Source organism: Azospirillum terrae (assembly GCF_053470425.1).
This window is the reverse complement of sequence record NZ_JBPXMR010000004.1, coordinates 337,014-354,537: the sequence shown is the minus strand read 5'-3', so window position 1 is coordinate 354,537 and position 17,524 is coordinate 337,014. Positions and strand designations below refer to the sequence as shown.

Annotated in this window: 13 protein-coding genes and 1 tRNA gene; 5 read left to right on the top strand and 9 right to left on the bottom strand. The window is 66.0% G+C overall.

Annotated features, from left to right (window positions below; genetic code table 11):
• The first annotated feature begins 109 nt into the window (after positions 1 to 109).
• The 3 genes from ACSVDD_RS14160 (at position 110) to ACSVDD_RS14150 (ending at position 2,617) form a co-directional block, all read left to right on the top strand.
• Positions 110 to 185 (top strand) — tRNA-Ile (locus tag ACSVDD_RS14160).
• Positions 186 to 290: 105 nt separating this feature from the next.
• Positions 291 to 1,898, top strand: a complete 1,608-nt coding sequence (locus ACSVDD_RS14155) for a DUF6538 domain-containing protein (protein ID WP_448190004.1) — start codon at positions 291 to 293, stop codon at positions 1,896 to 1,898.
• A gap of 371 nt (positions 1,899 to 2,269) precedes the next feature.
• The gene (locus ACSVDD_RS14150) at positions 2,270 to 2,617 is read left to right on the top strand and encodes a hypothetical protein (protein WP_448190003.1); all 348 of its coding nucleotides are present in this window, start codon (positions 2,270 to 2,272) and stop codon (positions 2,615 to 2,617) included.
• Between the two features lie 252 nt (positions 2,618 to 2,869).
• On the opposite strand, the gene ACSVDD_RS14145 is transcribed toward ACSVDD_RS14150, so the two are convergent.
• Positions 2,870 to 5,362, bottom strand: coding sequence for a replication endonuclease (locus tag ACSVDD_RS14145; protein WP_448190002.1), 2,493 nt, complete (start codon positions 5,360 to 5,362; stop codon positions 2,870 to 2,872).
• Between the two features lie 440 nt (positions 5,363 to 5,802).
• On the bottom strand, positions 5,803 to 7,800 hold the full coding sequence (locus ACSVDD_RS14140) for a MobA/MobL family protein (RefSeq protein ID WP_448190001.1): 1,998 nt from the start codon (positions 7,798 to 7,800) through the stop codon (positions 5,803 to 5,805).
• A gap of 253 nt (positions 7,801 to 8,053) precedes the next feature.
• Between ACSVDD_RS14140 and ACSVDD_RS14135 the strand changes: the two genes are divergently transcribed.
• Positions 8,054 to 8,395 carry a hypothetical protein gene (locus ACSVDD_RS14135; RefSeq protein WP_448190000.1) on the top strand — a complete coding sequence of 114 codons (342 nt, stop codon included), beginning with the start codon at positions 8,054 to 8,056 and terminating at the stop codon, positions 8,393 to 8,395.
• A gap of 14 nt (positions 8,396 to 8,409) precedes the next feature.
• Positions 8,410 to 8,799, top strand: coding sequence for a hypothetical protein (locus ACSVDD_RS14130; protein ID WP_448189999.1), 390 nt, complete (start codon positions 8,410 to 8,412; stop codon positions 8,797 to 8,799).
• Positions 8,800 to 8,927: 128 nt separating this feature from the next.
• Here the strand turns inward: ACSVDD_RS14130 and ACSVDD_RS14125 are convergent, their stop codons facing one another.
• The 7 genes from ACSVDD_RS14125 to ACSVDD_RS14095 form a co-directional block, all read right to left on the bottom strand.
• Positions 8,928 to 9,242 carry a hypothetical protein gene (locus ACSVDD_RS14125; protein WP_448189998.1) on the bottom strand — a complete coding sequence of 105 codons (315 nt, stop codon included), beginning with the start codon at positions 9,240 to 9,242 and terminating at the stop codon, positions 8,928 to 8,930.
• Entirely contained in the window at positions 9,239 to 9,481 is a 243-nt protein-coding gene (locus ACSVDD_RS14120) for a hypothetical protein (RefSeq protein WP_448189997.1), read from the bottom strand. The genes ACSVDD_RS14125 and ACSVDD_RS14120 overlap by 4 nt, the downstream gene beginning before the upstream one ends.
• On the bottom strand, positions 9,478 to 9,789 hold the full coding sequence (locus ACSVDD_RS14115) for a hypothetical protein (RefSeq protein WP_448189996.1): 312 nt from the start codon (positions 9,787 to 9,789) through the stop codon (positions 9,478 to 9,480). Before ACSVDD_RS14115 ends, ACSVDD_RS14120 begins: the two co-directional genes overlap by 4 nt.
• 4 nt (positions 9,790 to 9,793) lie before the next feature.
• Positions 9,794 to 10,264, bottom strand: a complete 471-nt coding sequence (locus tag ACSVDD_RS14110; RefSeq protein WP_448189995.1) for a hypothetical protein — start codon at positions 10,262 to 10,264, stop codon at positions 9,794 to 9,796.
• A 762-nt stretch (positions 10,265 to 11,026) separates the two neighbouring features.
• Complete coding sequence (locus ACSVDD_RS14105) at positions 11,027 to 14,536, bottom strand: PAS domain-containing protein (RefSeq protein ID WP_448189994.1); 3,510 nt, start codon at positions 14,534 to 14,536, stop codon at positions 11,027 to 11,029.
• A gap of 436 nt (positions 14,537 to 14,972) precedes the next feature.
• Positions 14,973 to 16,433 (bottom strand): S41 family peptidase, encoded by a 1,461-nt coding sequence (locus ACSVDD_RS14100; RefSeq protein WP_448189993.1) that lies wholly within the window; start codon positions 16,431 to 16,433, stop codon positions 14,973 to 14,975.
• 251 nt (positions 16,434 to 16,684) lie between these two features.
• Positions 16,685 to 17,374, bottom strand: coding sequence for a sugar transferase (locus ACSVDD_RS14095; protein ID WP_448189992.1), 690 nt, complete (start codon positions 17,372 to 17,374; stop codon positions 16,685 to 16,687).
• Positions 17,375 to 17,524: the final 150 nt, after the last annotated feature.

Below are 17,524 nucleotides of genomic sequence, written 5' to 3'. Positions count from 1 at the left end.
TTGGGTAGGGATGATACGGACGGGGGCCTTTCGGCCCCCGTTTCGTTTGCGGAGGGCGCACTCCGGGGTTGCGCGCGGCTTGGTTTGCCGCCACATTCCCTGCTCTCGTGGGCCTGTAGTTCAGCGGTTAGAACGCGCCGCTCATAACGGTGTTGTCGTCGGTTCGAATCCGGCCAGGCCCACCACCTTCTCTCAGAAGCCTTGATCCGCCTGGAGCCGTTGAAAACGCTGTGGATTTGGCGTGTGGATCTCCACACAATGCCTCCACACAGCGCGTTTCGGAGGCGGTCGTGGCGGGACGGAAGACGAGGGCGGGCAAGCCCAAGGCAGGTGACTGGAGGCACATCGTCGAGCGGGGCGGCAGGCTATATCTGCGACTCCGTGTGCCGTCCGATGTGCAGAGCCATTTCGGCGGACGCTCCCATCTGGAACGCGCGCTTGGCACATCGGACGTCGTCACGGCGCGGAGGACGCGGAACCGGCTTCTTCCGGAATGGGAGGCGGCCTTTGCGGAAGCCCGCACCCTTCCGCCGCCGGATGCATACCGTCCGGTCATGGAGCGCTACGGGCTGACCGGGCCGGCTACGCCCGACATCGTCCGGCGGTTGCGCGAGGCGTTGGCGCTTGAGGCGCAGATTGCTGCCGATGCTGATGCGGCCTATGAGGAACGCCTTGAGGAACAGCGCGCCTCGGCTCGCGCCTGGGCGGACGGACACTCGGACGCTGAGTGGGAGGCGCTACGGGTGCGCGCGCTCTACGCCCACCGCATTCCCGCATTGCTGCCAGGGCAGCAGGAGCGCCCCATTGCTGCGCTCGCGTCCGATTCGGTGGTGGCACCCGACGAGGTGTTGGCGGCGCTGGATCGCGTAGAGGGTAAGGCCGTTCCACCGCCTCCCCCGGCATCTTCGTCCGAGGAATTCACCCTTACCGACGCGCATGCGCTGTATCTCACGGAGAATCCCGACATCGCGCCGAGGACGCGGAGGGAGTGGGTGACCGCCGTGAAGGAATTCACATCCCTGCACGGCGACATGCCGGTGAGGGACATCACCAAAGCGGCTATGATCGCCTACAAGGACCGCCTGCGGTCACATATGACTGCGAAGGGAACACCGCGTACCCCGGCGACGGTCAACAAACTGCTCACTGGGATTCGGTCAATCCTGGAAGTTGCCATCAACCACGGGCATTTGTCCGAACCAAACCCTGTCGCGAGACTAAACATAAAAATCAAGAGGAAGAAGGGCAAGAAGAAGAGGTTGCCGTTCCTGATCTCAGAAATTGAAAAGGTGCAGATTCCGTTGGAGGATCGGGACTATTGGCTGTGGAAATTGCTCGTGTATACTGGCGCCCGCCTTGGCGAAATTTCACAGATGCGCAAGGCAGATGTCGTCGTGAGAGGCGGCGGACCCTGCGTCGTAATCCATGACCAGGACCACCGACGGGTCAAGAACGAGCCGTCCATTCGGGTCGTTCCGATCCACCGTGACATTCGGGCCGACTTCGTTGCCTGGGTACAGGGACGCCCGGACGGCCCGCTATGGCCCCGGTACTGGCGCAAGGTGGACGGGGTGATGGCGCCGCACACAGACCCAGCGTCCAAGCGTTGGAATCGCATACTCCGGCTCGCGGGCGTCCATTCCAACAAAAAATGCCTGCACTCAGTGAGGCATGCCTACAAGGATTGGTTGCGTGTCAAAACGAAAGACGAAGAAAAACGCGATGCGATCACGGGCCATTCTGGATATGGGGGCGTTGGTCGGGATTACGGTGATGGACATTTCATCCAGAAACTACGGCGAGAGATTGATAAGATTGATCTGAAGGCAATCAAAAAGTTGCAGGAGGTTGACCTGTCGGAGTGGCAACGGGAGGTCGAAGACGACAGTGCGGACTGACGCCGTATCGCCCGCACAGCCGCCTCCGATCCCTGCGTTTGCGAGGCTCCGCCCTCGGTCGTGCTTGTGAACGGGGGCGCCATTGCATGCAACGATCGGCCCGCCATCATAAAATGCCTTTGTAGAGACGATCCTGGCCTGAACCATAAGCATGCCTGCGAGACAATGTGTCGCGAACGACTATATTGCGACGTGTTGACATCGCGATGTTGCTTACGTAAACATGCCCAACGACTTTGCGCGCGGAATAGTAGAATAAAACACACGTTGGAGTAGAGCCAAGGTGACAGAAAACTATTTCTGGGCATGGGGTGATGAGAAAGTAGGCTGACAAAGTAGCGATTTTATCCGACGATCACAGGGAGGTATAGATGAATGGGGTTGTTCTTGGTGCTCTGGGGTTTTGCGCTGTTATCTTCATCTTTATAGTTATGATGAAGACTGGGGAAAGTAGTGAAGTTGGTAGTGATGGTATCATGTCTCTCCGTGGCGTGAAAGTTGATGTAAACAAGAAAGAACTTTATATCGAAGATAAAACATATCAGTCCGGTGACATCCGCGGAATTCGCTATGAGAAGTGGGCCGATGGTTCTGGAATAGTCTACATAGATCTCAATGACATGAATCGCCCATCGCATAAGATGACGTTTACCGCAGGAAATGCTATGGAGAATTTCTTGCAAAGATTCTCGTTGGTTTTTGGCATCTCCCTTTCCTGATTTTTCCTTTGCGCCGCCAATGAGGCTATGCCGTTCGTATGCGGAGCCATCGCACCGGCTTGTCGCGAGCATGGCGAAGACCGGCTCCGTCTTCCTCGCATCTGGCGGACGGTGGCACGTCCGTGACGCTGACGGTGGATCGGAGGCGGTGGCGGGCACCTTGGGGAGCAATCGGGCAACCGCCTCCGATCCCCGCAATCTTGCGGAGTCGCATCCGTCCGTTTTTGTAATTTTGTTTTCAGGTTCCGAGGGTCAGCCGGATGGCTGCGGTCTATCCCGAACCACTCCCCTTGTGTAACTCATGCGCAACTGCACCGAGGGCTCACCGACGGGGGTAGCCTCCACGAGGCCGATCAGCATGGCACCCGGAAACACCCTGCGCACCTCGGCCAGCGTGTCCGCCGCCGCGTCGTCCACCAGCGGCTCGGTGGCTGTCGTCTCCTCGACCAGTGGGGGCAGGGGAAGCGGGAGGGGTGGCGGGGCGTTGTGATTTCGCCAGTCAAGCGTCGCCCACGCCGCGGCATAGAGGCGCGCCGCGCTGGTACGGGACCGCTCGCAGCGCCGGGCCGCCTTATCGGTGTGCTGTGCCTGGAGGGCGGCGGCTACCTCCGCGCCGTCCAGGTGTCCGGCGCCTGTCAGCGCGGCATGCTCGGCGGCGGTGACCAGCACGTGCAACCCGCCGCGCCGGATTGTCCCTAGTTGGGCCGCCACGGCGGGTGGGGTGAACGGTCGCGTCGACTCCACGCCGTAGTCCCGACGCCAGACATGCGGGCAGTCCGCATCGGCGTCCACTGCCACCTCGGCCACCCCGGCGCGTCGCTGGTACGCCTCGCCGTAGCGTCCAACCCGTTCCTCTCTCACCGGTTGAAGCGTGTGGGTTGGCCCCTCCGCGTCAACGACAAAGCCAACCGCCGTGAATGCGTGCATGTCCAGCAGCGCGTCGCCGTATCTCTGCTCGGACAGCGCCCTGGCGACGTGCTGCGCCAGCGGCATGTCGGCCAGCGAGTCCGGGTCGCTCGTGTAGAGGTAATGCCAGTCGGCTTGCAAGCCAGCCCGCAGGCCGACCATGGAAGATCGGCGGACGCCATGCGCCCACGCTGCGGCGGCGTATTCCGGGCACAGGGCAGGGTTGAGGTACGGCAAGATGTACGATGCCAGCGAGGCGGCCCGCTTGGGCTCGCCCCTGGCGTCGGGCATCGGCTGCCCGGCCCGGTCCAGCAGCACGTCGCCCTCCGGCTGCAACACCCGGATGTTGATCCGGGAGGCGGCGAAGGCGCCGCGCACCGCGTTGTCCGACGCTTCGGTGAATGCGTCCAGCAACTCGCGTTCGCGCGCGACGAGGGCGAGGTGCTGCGCGTGCCAGCGGGTGCGCATCTCGTCCTTGGTCCCGCCGTGCCGGGCGCTCATCTCCCGTGCCGTCTGCCGGGTCCAACCGGCCAGCGCCTCACGGGAGTCGGCCAGGAGACTTTGGATTTCCGCGCGCACCGCCCGCGCCTGCTTGCGGAGATCGTCGGCGACGACAGCGTGCTTCACGTCGCTGCGGTACGGTCCAAGGTTCCAATCGTCGATGTAGACGCCGTGCCGGCAGCCGTCGCATCCCTCGTCTGGCATCGGCCCGCCGGTCAGCGCGGTTGCCACATCGTCAATGCGCTCCTCGGGCACGCACGCAATGACGTGGCGGTGTAGGGTGCTGCTGTCGTGGAACTCAGCGACGATGAACGCGAAAAGGGGGATGCTCCATTTCTGGAACAGGTTGACGGCCCGGTGCCACATGCCCTGCATAGCCATCGCCGCATGCTCGGACGTGTTTTTCGGGTCGCCCCGCCGACCCTTGGTGGCGCCGACGTGAAACTCGGCAGGCAGCGTCAGCGTAATGAAAACCACGCGCCACCCAAGCCGCCGTGCTACCTCCTGCATGCCCAGCGCCTGGGTGTAGCGCCGCGCATTGCGGGCGGCGGTGGCGCGGTCGGCGATGTCCGCCATCGGCATGGCCCGGATGGCGTCGGGCGTCCCGGCGGCGTCCAGCGGCACGGCGTATGACCCTGCCAGCCACTCACGGGTGCGAGCCTGTTGCTCCTCGTATGCCTCGGCGACCTCATCAGACACCACCGCCCGTCCCCGTTTGCCCCCGACCAACCCGAGCACGACATCGGCGTGAGCATGGGCAAAACGGGCGCGCTTCTTGATTGCACGGGCGTGGAAGTGCGGATCGGTTTGGCGCCGCTGGTCCGGGGTCCGCTCCTCTTCGGGAATCGCGGCGAGGTCGGCGGCGGTCATGTCGGCCAGCGCGCAAGCCAGCGACCAAATGCGGGTACCGTCGTACCCGCACGCGATGTGTTCCAATGCCGCCCGTTGGCACGTCTCCGGGTCGTCCGATACCTGGAAACGCCGGGTGGTAGCGAGTGGGACGACGATCTCGTTGTAAAGGGCCTCCGCCGCGTGGGTCTCGCTGTCGGTGTGACGCGTCCGCCGCACCCACTCGCCGCCCGCCGCGCGCCGCTGTTTGGGCGACAGCGCGGCATAGAGCGCGGAGAACGCCTCGGCGGGGCTGCGCAGGTCCGCGTGAGGATCGTATTTCGCCGGGCTGCGCAGGCCGTTGAACAACGCGCGCGCCATCGGCGACAGCCTCGACCGGGCGGCTTGCCGTTGCTCGTCGCGGCTGCGTAGCCGCGCGAACATCGCGTGTGTTTCGGCGCGCCAGTCGCGCGAAACGGTGAGAAAACCAGCATCATCAAACGGCATCATGCCCCCTTCGTGGGGCGACAACCGGAGACGACTGTGATGGTGGATGAGGATTTCGGAGGCTACGGACTAAATAACGTTGCCGCGCCGCGCGTGTTATCCTATAATCATCAAATCATCATCAGCCGACCTCCGATCGCCGCCCCGCCTGCCAGCAGAGTTGATCGGAGCCACGAAGAAAAAACCACCAAGAGGTTATGCCTCGCGGTGGTTTTTTTGTGCGGCGCCTGCCAGTGTAGCAGATGGCTTCGCACAAATCTTTTTGATGATTCGTCACTAAGTAATTTTTTCGGAACGCGCGAAGCGTTGATATAGACGCGAAAGTTCCGTCAACTGTGAGGCGTCAACTAGTTTACTCAAAATTGTATGATTGTGCCGTCGATGCTCGGTGACATGCGGGTGTAATGCCAACATCATTGTTCGTTTGTCATGTGTTGTTGCTGTCATGCTGCCCCTGTGTCGTTGCTGGTATCGCCGCCAGCCTTCCTGAAGGTCGGGTCGAGCCACGGCGGAACCGGATTCGGCGGCTCCGGTCGGTGCTCTGCCTGCGCCTCCTCCTGGCTCTGCTTCTGCGACGTTTCCTGGGGGTGGTTGAGCCGGCGTGCCGCTCGCTCCTCGGCGGTCATGCCGTGGGTGCCGCGCTCGTGGTCTTCAGCGATGGCGATGGCGTCGGCCAGGGTGTCGCGGGCACGCTGGTCATGACGGAGGGCGTGTAAGGCTACTTCCCGGTCTTCTAAAGATGCCCGGCGCACGGCATGCCGCAACGCTGTGTCGTCTCGGCCTGCGTCGTATGGGTCGGCGGTGCCCTCCAGGGCGGCGCGGCGACTGCTGGCCGCGCGTTCGGCCAGGGTACGAAGCGTGGCGGGCGGATGGCCTTCTACCCGCGCCGGCTCTGCTGGCGCCGAAGTGGGGGCGTCCAGGTCGCTCCACAGCCGCGCCAACGCGTCGGCCCGGCTGCTGGCCATCCGTGCGTCCAGGTCGTCCGACGGCGCGCGTTGGGCCAGCGTTGCGGCGCGCTGGTCCAGGAGATCGCCGACGCGCTGCCGCAGTGCCGGCGGGCATGTCGCGAACACGGCGCGGACGTTTTTGAGATCGCCCCGGCTGTGTGCGGTGGCTGCGGCGCGGGCGTACTCGCCGGCTGCATCTGCAGCCGGCTGCTTGACCTGGCTGTCGGTCGCCGCTGCGCGTTCGGTGGCGAGGCGCCGCCGTTCTTGCTCGACGATGTGCCGGAGTTCGGGATTGGTCACCTCCAGGCCGGCGGCAACGGCGGCGCGGGCCGCGCGCTGTTTGAAATCGTCTGGTCCGGTGAGGTTGATCGCCTGCCAGCCTTTGGCCCGTGCGAGCGCGATCATGCCGCCGATCGCCGTGACGGACGGGTCGGCGCGGCCTCGGCCTCGCCCCTGCCACGCGCCTGTGATGGTGATGCGGTCGCCGTGGTCGTCGACGGTGGAACCGTCGTTGAAGATGACGCGCGGGCCGTCCTGGGCGTCCAGGTCGAGCCGGCGCACCGTGTCGGCAATGCGCGGAAAGTCGTCCAGCGGGCCGTATCGCCCGGCCAACAGGCGCGCCTTGTAGCCGGCGGCGCGGCGCTGGCGCTGCTCCTCGGTCAGGGCCGCGCGCTCAACGGGGCGGATGCCGGCAGGTTGCGCGGGTCGGCGGCGTTGTTTTTCTCGGTCGAACGCCGCAACCGCTTTGGTGGCGCGCCGCCGTTCCGTGCGGGCGCGGTGCTGGTCGCCGCGCTCTGTCCGTGTCCCCTTCCTCTCGATGGCGATGGCCTGCGGCCCAAGGTGCTTCGTGGGCTCCTGAGTGATGCCCCGGTCCCGGAAGGAGCGCGCGTCCTGCCGTAGATCCTGCCCCGCGCGCTCATAGGCGCGATTCACGAGTTCAGCCCATCGGGCGCGGATGGCGGTGACACGTTCTGGCCCGTTGAAGAGGTCGGACACCCTCTTGCCCGGCCCATCGGGACCGATGGGGAGGTGAGACACCATCACGTGGGCGTGAAAATTCCTGGGGTCGCCGCCGGGAAGGTCGGCGGCTTCCTGGTGCTGGCGTGGGTGTGGGGCGTGAATGTTCGCGTCCACGGCAACACCAGTTGCCGCGAGTTCGGCGGCAAGGTCGCGGATCAACTCGACGCGCTGCGCATGGGTCAGCGTTGCCGGAAGGGCCAACTCCAACTCGGTGGCCACCCTGCCGTTGGCTCTTGTCTTGGCTTCCAGGCGGTTCCATAGCGCGGCGCGATCCTGCGCCCATGCGCATGCCGGCGGCACGACGATTTCGCTGAACACGACACCATGGCGGCGGCTGTAGTCGAACGTTTCGCCCGTCCGCTGGTCCTCCAGAAGCGCGCCGGATCTGTAGGCCGCTGCGGCGACGGCGGAGCGTCCGCCGGCCCGACCGATTGGCTTCACGGATAGGTGGTATTGATTGTCGTGTTCCGGCATTCGCCCTTCCCTCCTCGTTTTTGCTCTGACCGTTGGAAACTGCGCCGCCGGCTGCCCCCGGAGGGCGCACGGGTTTCAACTCTCGCTTGTGATGGTTGAAACCCATAAGTGCGCCCTTCCGGGGCTTGTCCCTTACTGAGGCTTGGCTGGTGGCCGAAATTTTCCGGGTGCCCCGCTGCGGCTCTACCGCCGCGCCGGAATGCCCGCACATACAGTCCATCTGAGGTCCGTGACCGCATGCGGGAGAGAGAGCATGACAATTTCGGAGGACGAGGTGGCCGACTGGCTCGCGAGTCTCGACGACGGCGATTTGTCGGAGCGGAAGCGACTTGCTGAGGCGAGGCGCGTTCGTGCAGAGCAAGCGCTGGCGCGGCTCGGCCAGGACCAGCGAAAAATCGACACGCGCCGCAAGATCGTCGTCGGCAGTTCGGTGCTCGCCGCCGCTCGTCGCGATCCGGAGAGCAGCAAGTTCCTCTATCGTGTGCTGAACGCAGCGGTGACGATGCCGCGAGATAGAGCGTTGCTCGGCCTCGATCCGCTACCACCCGCTGACGCTGGCGCGGGTGCGCCCGCGCAATGTGACGACCGACATTGAGAGAGGGTGCGACCGTGGCTGAAGACCCCATCCCCCTCTCGCTGCTTGAAGCGCTGGCCCGCTATGGCTGGCCATCGGAAATGCTCGGTCCCGTCCCACGGGCGGGTGGTCTCGGATGCGCCCGCGTCGCTGCCGGGCTCGGCTGCTGGCGCGTGTGGGCTGATCAGGCCGACGACATCGCTGCCGCCCGCGCGGCGACGGACGATAGCGGCAACGCTGCCGATCTTAAGCGCGTCCTCGCCCGGATTGACCGCGAGATCGCTGAGTTGGAACTCCATGCGTTCCGCGACGTGGAGCGCTCTGGCGCGGTGGAGCCGTGGCGGCTGGCCCGCATCGATGCGCTGAGGGCGCGTCGGCAGAATGTAAGGATGCTCGCCGCTGCCGGATTTACGCCGCCGATCTGAGCGCGAAACGAAAAGGGCGGCTTGAAGCCGCCCTATCTTCGCGCCGTTACCGCTGAGCAGTCCCGGATTCCGTATTTTTGCCGCCGTTGCCGGCGCACGGGTACGGAATGACCCGCCTTGGCAGAATGTCAGCGCTTAGTCTCGCCGGCTACCTCGGCGGCAGCCGACCGCAGCCCCACGGCGAACGGCGTGAGCGGCTCGCCGTGGCCGACTAGCCCGCATGCGGCTGCCACGGCGCAGAGCAAGTGCGGAACCTTGTCATCATCTGCCACGGGCTCGTTAGCGCCCTCAATCGCACGCTCCGCGAGCGTCGCGGTCCGCAGCAGCACCCGTGCTGCTGTCGCTGGGTCGAGGCGGCGTGTGCTTTCGAGCGCAAATGTCCTCGCCTCGTCGACTCGCTGTGCGAAATCCTCCGCGTCCAGGGTGTAGGTCGCCGTATTCATGCCGCTCCTCCCTCGCTGTCGCCATTGCCCGGCTGCGGCATCGGCCCCTCGTCGTCCCAGTCGCTGTACCAGCGCCGCGTCGCTTCGTCGCCCGCTGCATCGATCAGCGCGCGCAGCGCGTCCCACTCTCTGGGCGCTGTCCGGTCCCCGGAATTCCACTTCGCACGTATCGCGCGCTTGAGGGCGACCGCCCGCGCATGCTCGCCGTCGGTCATCGTGGTCCTCGCATAATTACTCATACTGTCCTCCTGCTGCCGCCCGGCGGCTGCGTGAAATTCGCCTCGACCCCTTGGCGGTGCCGGTACCACCGCAACGGCGCATATGCGTTGCCGTCCCGCATGTAGCCGCCGTCCGTGCCCGTGATTGCCACCTCGGCGGCGGCGAGGGCACCGGGGCGGTGGTCCTCCACGCCCAGCCGCCCGCCGCCCGTCCACGTCCAGCCGGGGCCGTCGTGGTCCAGCGTGAAGCGGGCGAGGGGCGTACCGAGCGGCACGCTGCCGCGTCCGGTTGCGTCGTACTCGTGCCATGCCCCCCATATGCGCAACATCGCGTCAGCCATGGTCGTCCACCTCGTCGTCATCAGCGGTGACGGTGGCATCCCAGCGCAGCATGGCAGCGACGACGGCAAGACGGTGCTCGCCGTGTACGTAGTCCAACCGCTGCCACATGCTGTCGCGGCTCACCTCATCGGCGAGCCAAGAGTAATCGCAGACATGCAGGAGGGCGCACGCTATGGCCACTTCACTCGACGACATCACGCCGATGGCGTCACGCACACGCTGCATATTCGCGTCGGCCTCCTCAGCGTTGCAGTCGAGCAGGGCCCTGAACGCTTTCTGTACGTCGCGCCAGCACCGGCAGCGTGCGATGGGAATGCCAATCCGGTGGGCAATTTGCCCGCCGGGACCGCGTGCGAAATCGTGAAACGTCAGCGCCGCGCTGCCCGACTGTGGCGCGCTGCTCACGGGGGCGCCGTATCTGACCCACTTAATCCCCGCCTTGCCCGTCAAAGGTTCCGACATAATCATTTCTCCCATCAGCGTGGCCAATTTTGCCAACGACAACATAATATCACACACTCTGAGAGGTAGTTATGCAATTTTTGCAGATGCCAACCAACATTTATGCCGTAGCAAGACTTGTTTGCGAGGGCGAATTGCTTAAAGCATCCGTGCTCGTATGTGTCTTGTCTTCGTAATTCGAGTCTCGTCTTCGTAATTGGAGTCTCGTCTTCTCGCGCTCGCCGCCCCCGCTTTCCAGTCCCGCCGACAGGCGGGGCCGGAGCGCAGCGGAGCATGTCCCCAGCGGCTAAAAGCGCCGTCGACAGCGCAACTTTGGCCGCTGGGGGCATGTGCGTAAGCGGGGGCGGCGTCGGGTGGGCCGGCGCGTGCCAGTGCGGTCGTCCTCGCAAATCCGGGCGCGTAAACGAGTTGACGTCATCCGGTCGCGGAAGTGTCCGCCGGCCCGCCAGCCGGCGGGCAAAGCCGGAGCCCCTGGGGGCAGAGGCTTTTTCATTCGGGCGGGGGGAGGGGGCTCCTGGGTGTCGTCGTCGGGAAACCGCATGACCGGAGGTCGTCAACGCTGCGACAGCATGCCGCAGGGTGTGGTCTCCACACAAAGCCACCACACAAATTGAGAGGCGCCGCTCGTTAACTGATTGAAATGTAATGGCATTAATGGTGCGGTGCGCCCTCCGGCCGGGCCCACCACTCCCTCCAAGAGGGGCGCGACAGTCCGTTGGTTCCACGCGGAGCCGCTCCGCCGGTCTACCGCGCCGCAGTTCGCTATGCCGCCTCGCCCAGGAGTTTCTTGAGCGTCTCATGCAGCAGGCGCGGCGTCACTGGCTTGATGACGATTCCCAGTCCCTGCTTGGCGGCTTCGGCCCGCAACTCCGGCCCGGTGTCGCCGGTCAGGATCACCCCTGGCACCATGGCGCCGACCTGCTCACGGACCAGAAGCACCGCATCGACGCCGGTGCGGTTCTCCGCCAGCCGGTAGTCGCTCACGATGACCGCCGGGGTCCGGCCATCCATTCTGAGCCGCTCCCGTGCTTGCTCGGCCGAGGTGCCGGTTATGGTGTCGTACCCCCAATCACGGACGATCTCCCGCAATCCCAGCAGCACGTCGGCCTCGTCGTCGATCAGGACGGCCAAGCGCCCGCCCCCGTTCGGCGCCACCGCCGCGAACGGTTCCGACGGGCGCACCGCACGGGTTTCGCCAAGCGGGACATCCACCGTGAACACGGAGCCTCGCCCCGGCACCGAGCGCATGGACACCGGATGGTCGAGCAGCTTGGACAGCCGCTGCACGATCGACAGCCCCAGGCCCAGACCCTTGTTCCGGTCGCGCTCCGGGTTGGCGACCTGATGGAACTCCACGAAGACCAGGTCCTGCTGGTCGGGAGCAATGCCGATGCCGGTGTCATGCACCGCAAGATGGGCGCGGACACCGACGACGCGGCACTCCAGGTGGATGCTCCCCTGCTCGGTGTATTTGATGGCGTTCTCGATCAGATTGCGGACCATACGACCAAGGAGATGGCGGTCGCTGCGCACCACCACATTTGCCGGGACGTCCACCTTGAAGTCCAGCCCCTTGCCCCTGGCGATCGGCGCGAACGAGGCGCCGATCTGGTCGAGCACGGGAGCCAGCAGGACATCTTCGACGGTCGGGCGGATCACCTCGGCGTCCAGGCGGGAGACATCGAACAAGCTGTCCAGCAGCCCCTTCAGGGCTTCAAGGTTGCGCTCCAGCGTGTCCAAGGCGCTCCGGCCGCGCTCCGTGGACACTTGGCCGTGCAAGGCGGCGGCGAAGAGGAAGATCGACTGCAAGGGTTGGCGCAGATCATGGCTTGCCGCGGCCAGGAACTTGGACTTCGCCAGGCTCGCCCGTTCGGCCTCCTCCTTGGCCCGGCGCAGCGCGTCCTCCATGGCCTTGCGCTCGGTGATGTCGCGGCCGACCGACTGCTTCTCGACGAAATGGCCGGCCTCGTCGAAGATCGCACAGCCCTCCCAGGCGAACCAGCGGATGCCGTCCACCGTCAGGATGCGGGCCTCCACCGTACTCCGGTGGTCCAGCGCAGTCTTCGTCTCCTCGATGGCCGCCCTGATCGCCTCGTGGTCGTCCGGGTGGACGAACTGGGTCCACGGAGACTTCAGGAGTTCGTCGCGCAACGGGCCGAGCGTCCGGCACGCCGTGTCGTTCACGAAGGTAAAGCGTCCGTCGGGGCCGATCCGCACGATCAGGTCGGCCTGCGTCTCCACCAAACCGCGGTAACGCGTCTCGCTGGACCGCTGCGCCGTTTCGATGCGCTTCAGGTCGGTGATGTCGCGGGAAATGCCGATGATGCCGACGACGCGGCCGGTGTCGTCGCGCAACGGCGTCTTGGTGGACAGGTAGCAGCGCGTCTCCCCGTGGCCCTTGCTGAACACCACCTCCTCGCACGTCACGGCTTGGCCGGACCGCATGATTTGGCGGTCGTTGTCCCGCACCTCGGCACCGTTCTCGAAGGAGGCGCGATCCTGCTCGGGGACGCCGATCAACTGGTTGCGCTCCTTGCCGTGCACGAACCCGGTTGCGGCGTTCGCCACGATGTACCGTCCCTCCATGTCCTTGACGAAGATCGGGTCGGGGGAGGATTCGATGATGGTGTCCAGCAGCGTCAGGTTCTCCTTCAGCCGCTCCTCGCCTCGGCGCAGCGCCTCCTCCATGCGCTTGCGCTCGGCGATATCCTGGAGGGTGAGGACCGCCATCACCGTCCGCCCGTCCGTGTCGCGCACCGGCGCCGCACTGATGGCGAAGGTGGTCAGGCTTCCGTCGCCGCGGCGGTAGAGCATCTCCTCCTGGGCGACCTCCTCGTCGTGCAGCAGTGCCCGGAGCAGCGGGTACTCCTCGGGTGCGTACGGGGAGCCGTCCGGGTGGACGGCTCCGAACTTTGCGTAGTCATTCACGCCTTGGGCGTCGTGGACGGGATGGCCGAGGAGGCGCTCCAGCGCCGCGTTGTGCAGCAGGCGCCGTCCGTCCGGCGCGGCCGCCGCGAACACGCCCGAGGGCAAGTGCGCGAGCACGCCCTTCAGCAGCATCCGCTCCTTTTCGAGTTCCCGGGCCAACCCCTTGCGCTCCTGTTCGGCCTGCCGGCGCTCCGTGATGTCCTGGAAGAAGACCGCCATGCCTTCGCGTGATGGAAACGCCCGTGCGAAGAACACACGTCCGCTCAACGGTCCGGTGACCTCGAGCTCACAGGGTGCATTCACCTCCATGACTTCTTGGAAGCGCGTCGCGACGTTGGTGCTGACGAGTTCAGGATAGGCTTCCCAGAAGCCTTGGCCCGTCGCATCCCGGCCGCCCGGAAGGAGCGTCCGTGCGCGTTCGTTCATGAAAGTCACGCGCCAGGTGCGGTCCACGTCGAGGACGGCGTCGGTCGTGCTTTCCAGCACCGTGGCCATTTTGAGGGCTGTGCGGAGCGAGTCTTCGCGGGCCTGCGCCTGAAGCTGCTGGGCTCGGTCCCGTTCGGTTCGCCGCCGGACCGACAGTGAGACCAGCAGGATGAGCAGGATTGCCACCAGCCCCGCCGCGGCCACGGTGACGGTGGCGTTTCGCCGCCATCCGGCGAGGAGATCATCCTCGGCCAAGGCGACGGCGACGACCAGCGGGAAGCCGCTGATTGAGCGGTAACTGACGAGACGCGGGGTTTGATCGAGCGGGCTGAGGGCCCGATAGGTTCCGTTCGCGGTCTCGGGCAGGTGCTTCTGGAACAGAGTCCGCGTCGAGTTGTCTTTCCCGATCGCCTTTTCGTCGTAGGGGGAGCCGACGAGCAGGATACCGTCGCGCCGGTACAGGGCGATGCGGTCGTGGTCCCCGAGGTCCAGTTCGCGGAAGAACCGCTCGAAGTAGGGAGGCTCCACCGCGGCGACGGCGATACCGCCGAAGCTGCCGTCCGGGCGGGTGATGCGGCGGCTGACGCTGACGAACCAGCGCTGCACCGACCGGCTGATAAGCGGCTTGCCGATGCGCAGGGCGGGGCTGGGGTCGGCCACGTGAGCTTTGAAGTAATCACGATCCGCGAGGGCGATGTGAGGCGTGTTGGGGTGATCGGTGTCCTGGGTGATGAAGCCATCGGGGCCGATGACGAAGAGCGCGCGGATCTCGGGCAGTGCCTTCAGGCGCCCGCGCAACGTGTCCTCGAAGGCCGGGTTGTGATCGCCGAGTCCGGGGCTCAGCGTCAGCGCGTCGATGATGCCCGTCAGCGTCAAATCGACGGCCTGGAGGCCGCGGACCGTCTGCTCCTCGAGCACCCGGCTAAGCGCTCCTGCCGATCGCTCTCCTGCATGAAGTGTGTTTGCGCGGTCAAGCCACAACCACACCCCGGTTCCGGCGGCCAGCACGATCAGCGCGACTGTGGTTAAGACGCCGCTGCGTATCCAGTGGCTTCGAGAGGGCTCATGAGAACTGTAGGCAGTCATGGCAGGTTACCGGTATTGGCAACGCCGAACTTCAACAGCTAGCCGTCTTTGCTTGATGTGCGGCCCGAACGGAGGCTGTCAAGTTGCAACCTTTCCCGCTGGTGTCGCTCGTCACCCCATATGGCTACCTTCACGCTTGGCTTGGAACCACATGGCCCTGGGGAGTTGAGGTGATGCGGGTGCCGCATGATACGGCCGGCGCTCGGAGCCCGCCGTCATCATCCGCCAGCCTGGAGCCGACGAACGATGACGGTCGGCGACGCCGTGCCTACCGGCCGGCCAGCGCGCCAGTCAGGCGGGTGCGGATGGCGGCGACGGCGCATTGCAGGGGGCGGTCGTCCTCCGGCTTCGGCGTGCCGGACATCGCCACCTCGGGGCACAGATCCTCCATGCGCCAACTGCGCGGCGGCGGCGGCGGGGTGGCGCTTGCGTCGCAGGTCGCCGGGTCGGGGTGGGTTTCCTCGGCGTTGGCGGCGCCGGGCGGGGCGCCCGGCGGCGGCGGCGGACCGGCCGGCTTGATCTCCAGGTTCGGCGAGATGCCGAAGCAATCCACCAGCCCGCCGGACGGCCGGAAATAGCGCGCCGTGGTCAGCCGGATGCCGACCTCGCCGGTCAGCGACGAGATGGTCTGCACCGAGCCCTTGCCATAGCTGCGCGCGCCGAACAGCAGGGCGCGGTTGTGGTCCTGCAAGGCGCCGGCGACGATCTCCGACGCCGAGGCCGAGCCGCTGTTGATCAGCACCACCAGCGGCAGTCCGGGCATCAGGTCGCCCGGCGTGCCGCCGTAGCGGCGGTTCTCGTCCGGGTCGCGGCCGCGCACCGAGACGATCTCCACCGCCTCCAGGAAGCGGTCGGCGACGTTGACCGCCTGATCGAGCAGCCCGCCGGGGTTGTTGCGCAGGTCGATCACCGCGCCGGCCAGCTTGCCGCCGGTCTGCCGGCGCATGTCCTCCACCGCCTCGTCCAGGCTGTGGGCGGTCTGCTGGTTGAAGGCGGCGATGCGGATGTAGGCCACGTCGCCCTCCAGCCGGTAACGCACGGGCTGGATCTTGACCACGGCGCGGGTCAGCGACACCCGCACGGGCGCCTCGCTGTTGCTTCGCCGCAGCGTCAGCGCCACCGAGGTGCCGACCGGGCCGCGCATGCGGGCCACCGCGTCGCGCAGGTTCAGGCCCTTCACCGCCTGCTCGTCGATCTTGGAGATGAGGTCGCCGGTGCGCAGGCCGGCGCGCGAGGCGGGCGAGCCGTCGATCGGGCTGACGACACGGACCATCCCCGATTCGTCGTCCATGGTGACCTCGATGCCGAGGCCGCCGAACTCGCCCTGCGTCTGTTCGCGCATGTAGCGGAAGTGCTCGGAGTCGAGGAAGCTCGAATAAGGGTCGAGCGAGGTCAGCATGGTGTCGAGCGCACCCTCGGTCAGCGCGCGGTCGTTGGCGCCGGGCTCTTCCTTCTTCTTCTTCTGAAGGCCCTGCACCGCCTTGTCGACCAGCACCTGCGGGTCGGAGGGCTTGACGTGCTCGCTCAGCACGCGGCGCAACACGTCGGCGAACAGGATGTAGTTGCGGTCGGTGGTGGCGAGCTGGGTGCCGCTGGGGCGCACCTTGGCGAACTCGTGCCGGTAGCGTTCGAGCGCGGTGCTGACGTCGGCGCGCCCGGCCGGCCCCACCGCGCACGCCGTGCCGGAGCCCACCATCAGCAGCAGCAACGCCACCAGCAGTCTCGCCATTCTGCGCCCCTCTCGGCTGACCGGTCCCACCGGCCTGTTGCTGGTCATCGACGTCATCGCACCACGCATTGTCTCAACGCCGGAAACACGCTGGCGCGCCGTAACGCCGCACCCGGGTCCCGGCAACCCGCCCGCAAGGTAGCATGGCGCACCGCCGATCTCAAATTGGCCCGGAAGGGCGCAGCGTCCGGCAAAGTACATGGGAACGGGACGTGCGGTTTGCCCAGCGCGTTCCCACAAAAATCACAGCTTTAGTAGGCGCCGCGGCCCGACACCATGACGCGGGCGGTCTTCAGCATGATCGCGATGTCGCCCCAGAAGCTCCAGCCGAAGACGTAGGCGGTGTCGAGCTGGACGCGCCGGCCGTAATCGACGTCGTTGCGGCCGCTGACCTGCCACAGCCCGGTCAGGCCCGGCCGGCACTGCGTGTAGAAGGCGAAGCAGGTGCGATAGCGCGCCACCTCGGCGTCGACGATGGGGCGCGGGCCGACCAGACTCATCTCGCCCTTCAGCACGTTGAAGAGCTGCGGCAGCTCGTCCAGACTGGTGCGCCGCAGGAATCGGCCGATTCGGGTGACGCGCGGGTCGTTCTTCAGCTTGTGGGTGGCGGCCCATTCGGCGCGCGCCTGCGGGTCGCGGCGCAACAGCGCCTCGAACACCCCATGCGCATCGACGACCATGGAGCGGAACTTCCAGCAGGTGAAGGCGCGCCCATCGGCGCCGACGCGCCGATGCCCGAACACCGCCGGGCCGCCGTCGAGCAGGATCAGCAGGGCGATCAGCAGCATCAGCACCCCGAACAGCCCCAGCAGCCCGAGCGCCCCCACCACGTCGAAAACCCGCTTCAGCCGGTTGACCCGCAACGGCCGCGGTGGCGCCAGCCGCCTTGCCAGATCGGTGGAGGTCATACCGGCCAATGGGATGTTCTGCAGAGTCGCCATCGCGTCCTCGTGTTCGCTCGGGGAATCCCTTCCGTGCCTTGGTGGCGCGAAAGGGAGCCAGGGAGTAACGCGCTGGACAAGAGGAAGACTCGGTGTCCGCAATGTTCTTCCAGGTGGCAAGGAGGGCAGGCGCCGTAACGCCGACGCGTT

Bases quoted from the DNA above. Each gene is read 5' to 3' on its own strand.
- ACSVDD_RS14140 (WP_448190001.1), bottom strand. From the start codon at position 7,800: ATGCCGGAACACGACAATCAATACCACCTATCCGTGAAGCCAATCGGT.
- ACSVDD_RS14120 (WP_448189997.1), bottom strand. From the start codon at position 9,481: ATGAGTAATTATGCGAGGACCACGATGACCGACGGCGAGCATGCGCGG.
- ACSVDD_RS14135 (WP_448190000.1), top strand. From the start codon at position 8,054: ATGACAATTTCGGAGGACGAGGTGGCCGACTGGCTCGCGAGTCTCGAC.
- ACSVDD_RS14100 (WP_448189993.1), bottom strand. From the start codon at position 16,433: ATGGCGAGACTGCTGGTGGCGTTGCTGCTGCTGATGGTGGGCTCCGGC.
- ACSVDD_RS14115 (WP_448189996.1), bottom strand. From the start codon at position 9,789: ATGTTGCGCATATGGGGGGCATGGCACGAGTACGACGCAACCGGACGC.
- ACSVDD_RS14125 (WP_448189998.1), bottom strand. From the start codon at position 9,242: ATGAATACGGCGACCTACACCCTGGACGCGGAGGATTTCGCACAGCGA.
- ACSVDD_RS14150 (WP_448190003.1), top strand. From the start codon at position 2,270: ATGAATGGGGTTGTTCTTGGTGCTCTGGGGTTTTGCGCTGTTATCTTC.
- ACSVDD_RS14145 (WP_448190002.1), bottom strand. From the start codon at position 5,362: ATGATGCCGTTTGATGATGCTGGTTTTCTCACCGTTTCGCGCGACTGG.
- ACSVDD_RS14095 (WP_448189992.1), bottom strand. From the start codon at position 17,374: ATGGCGACTCTGCAGAACATCCCATTGGCCGGTATGACCTCCACCGAT.
- ACSVDD_RS14110 (WP_448189995.1), bottom strand. From the start codon at position 10,264: ATGTCGGAACCTTTGACGGGCAAGGCGGGGATTAAGTGGGTCAGATAC.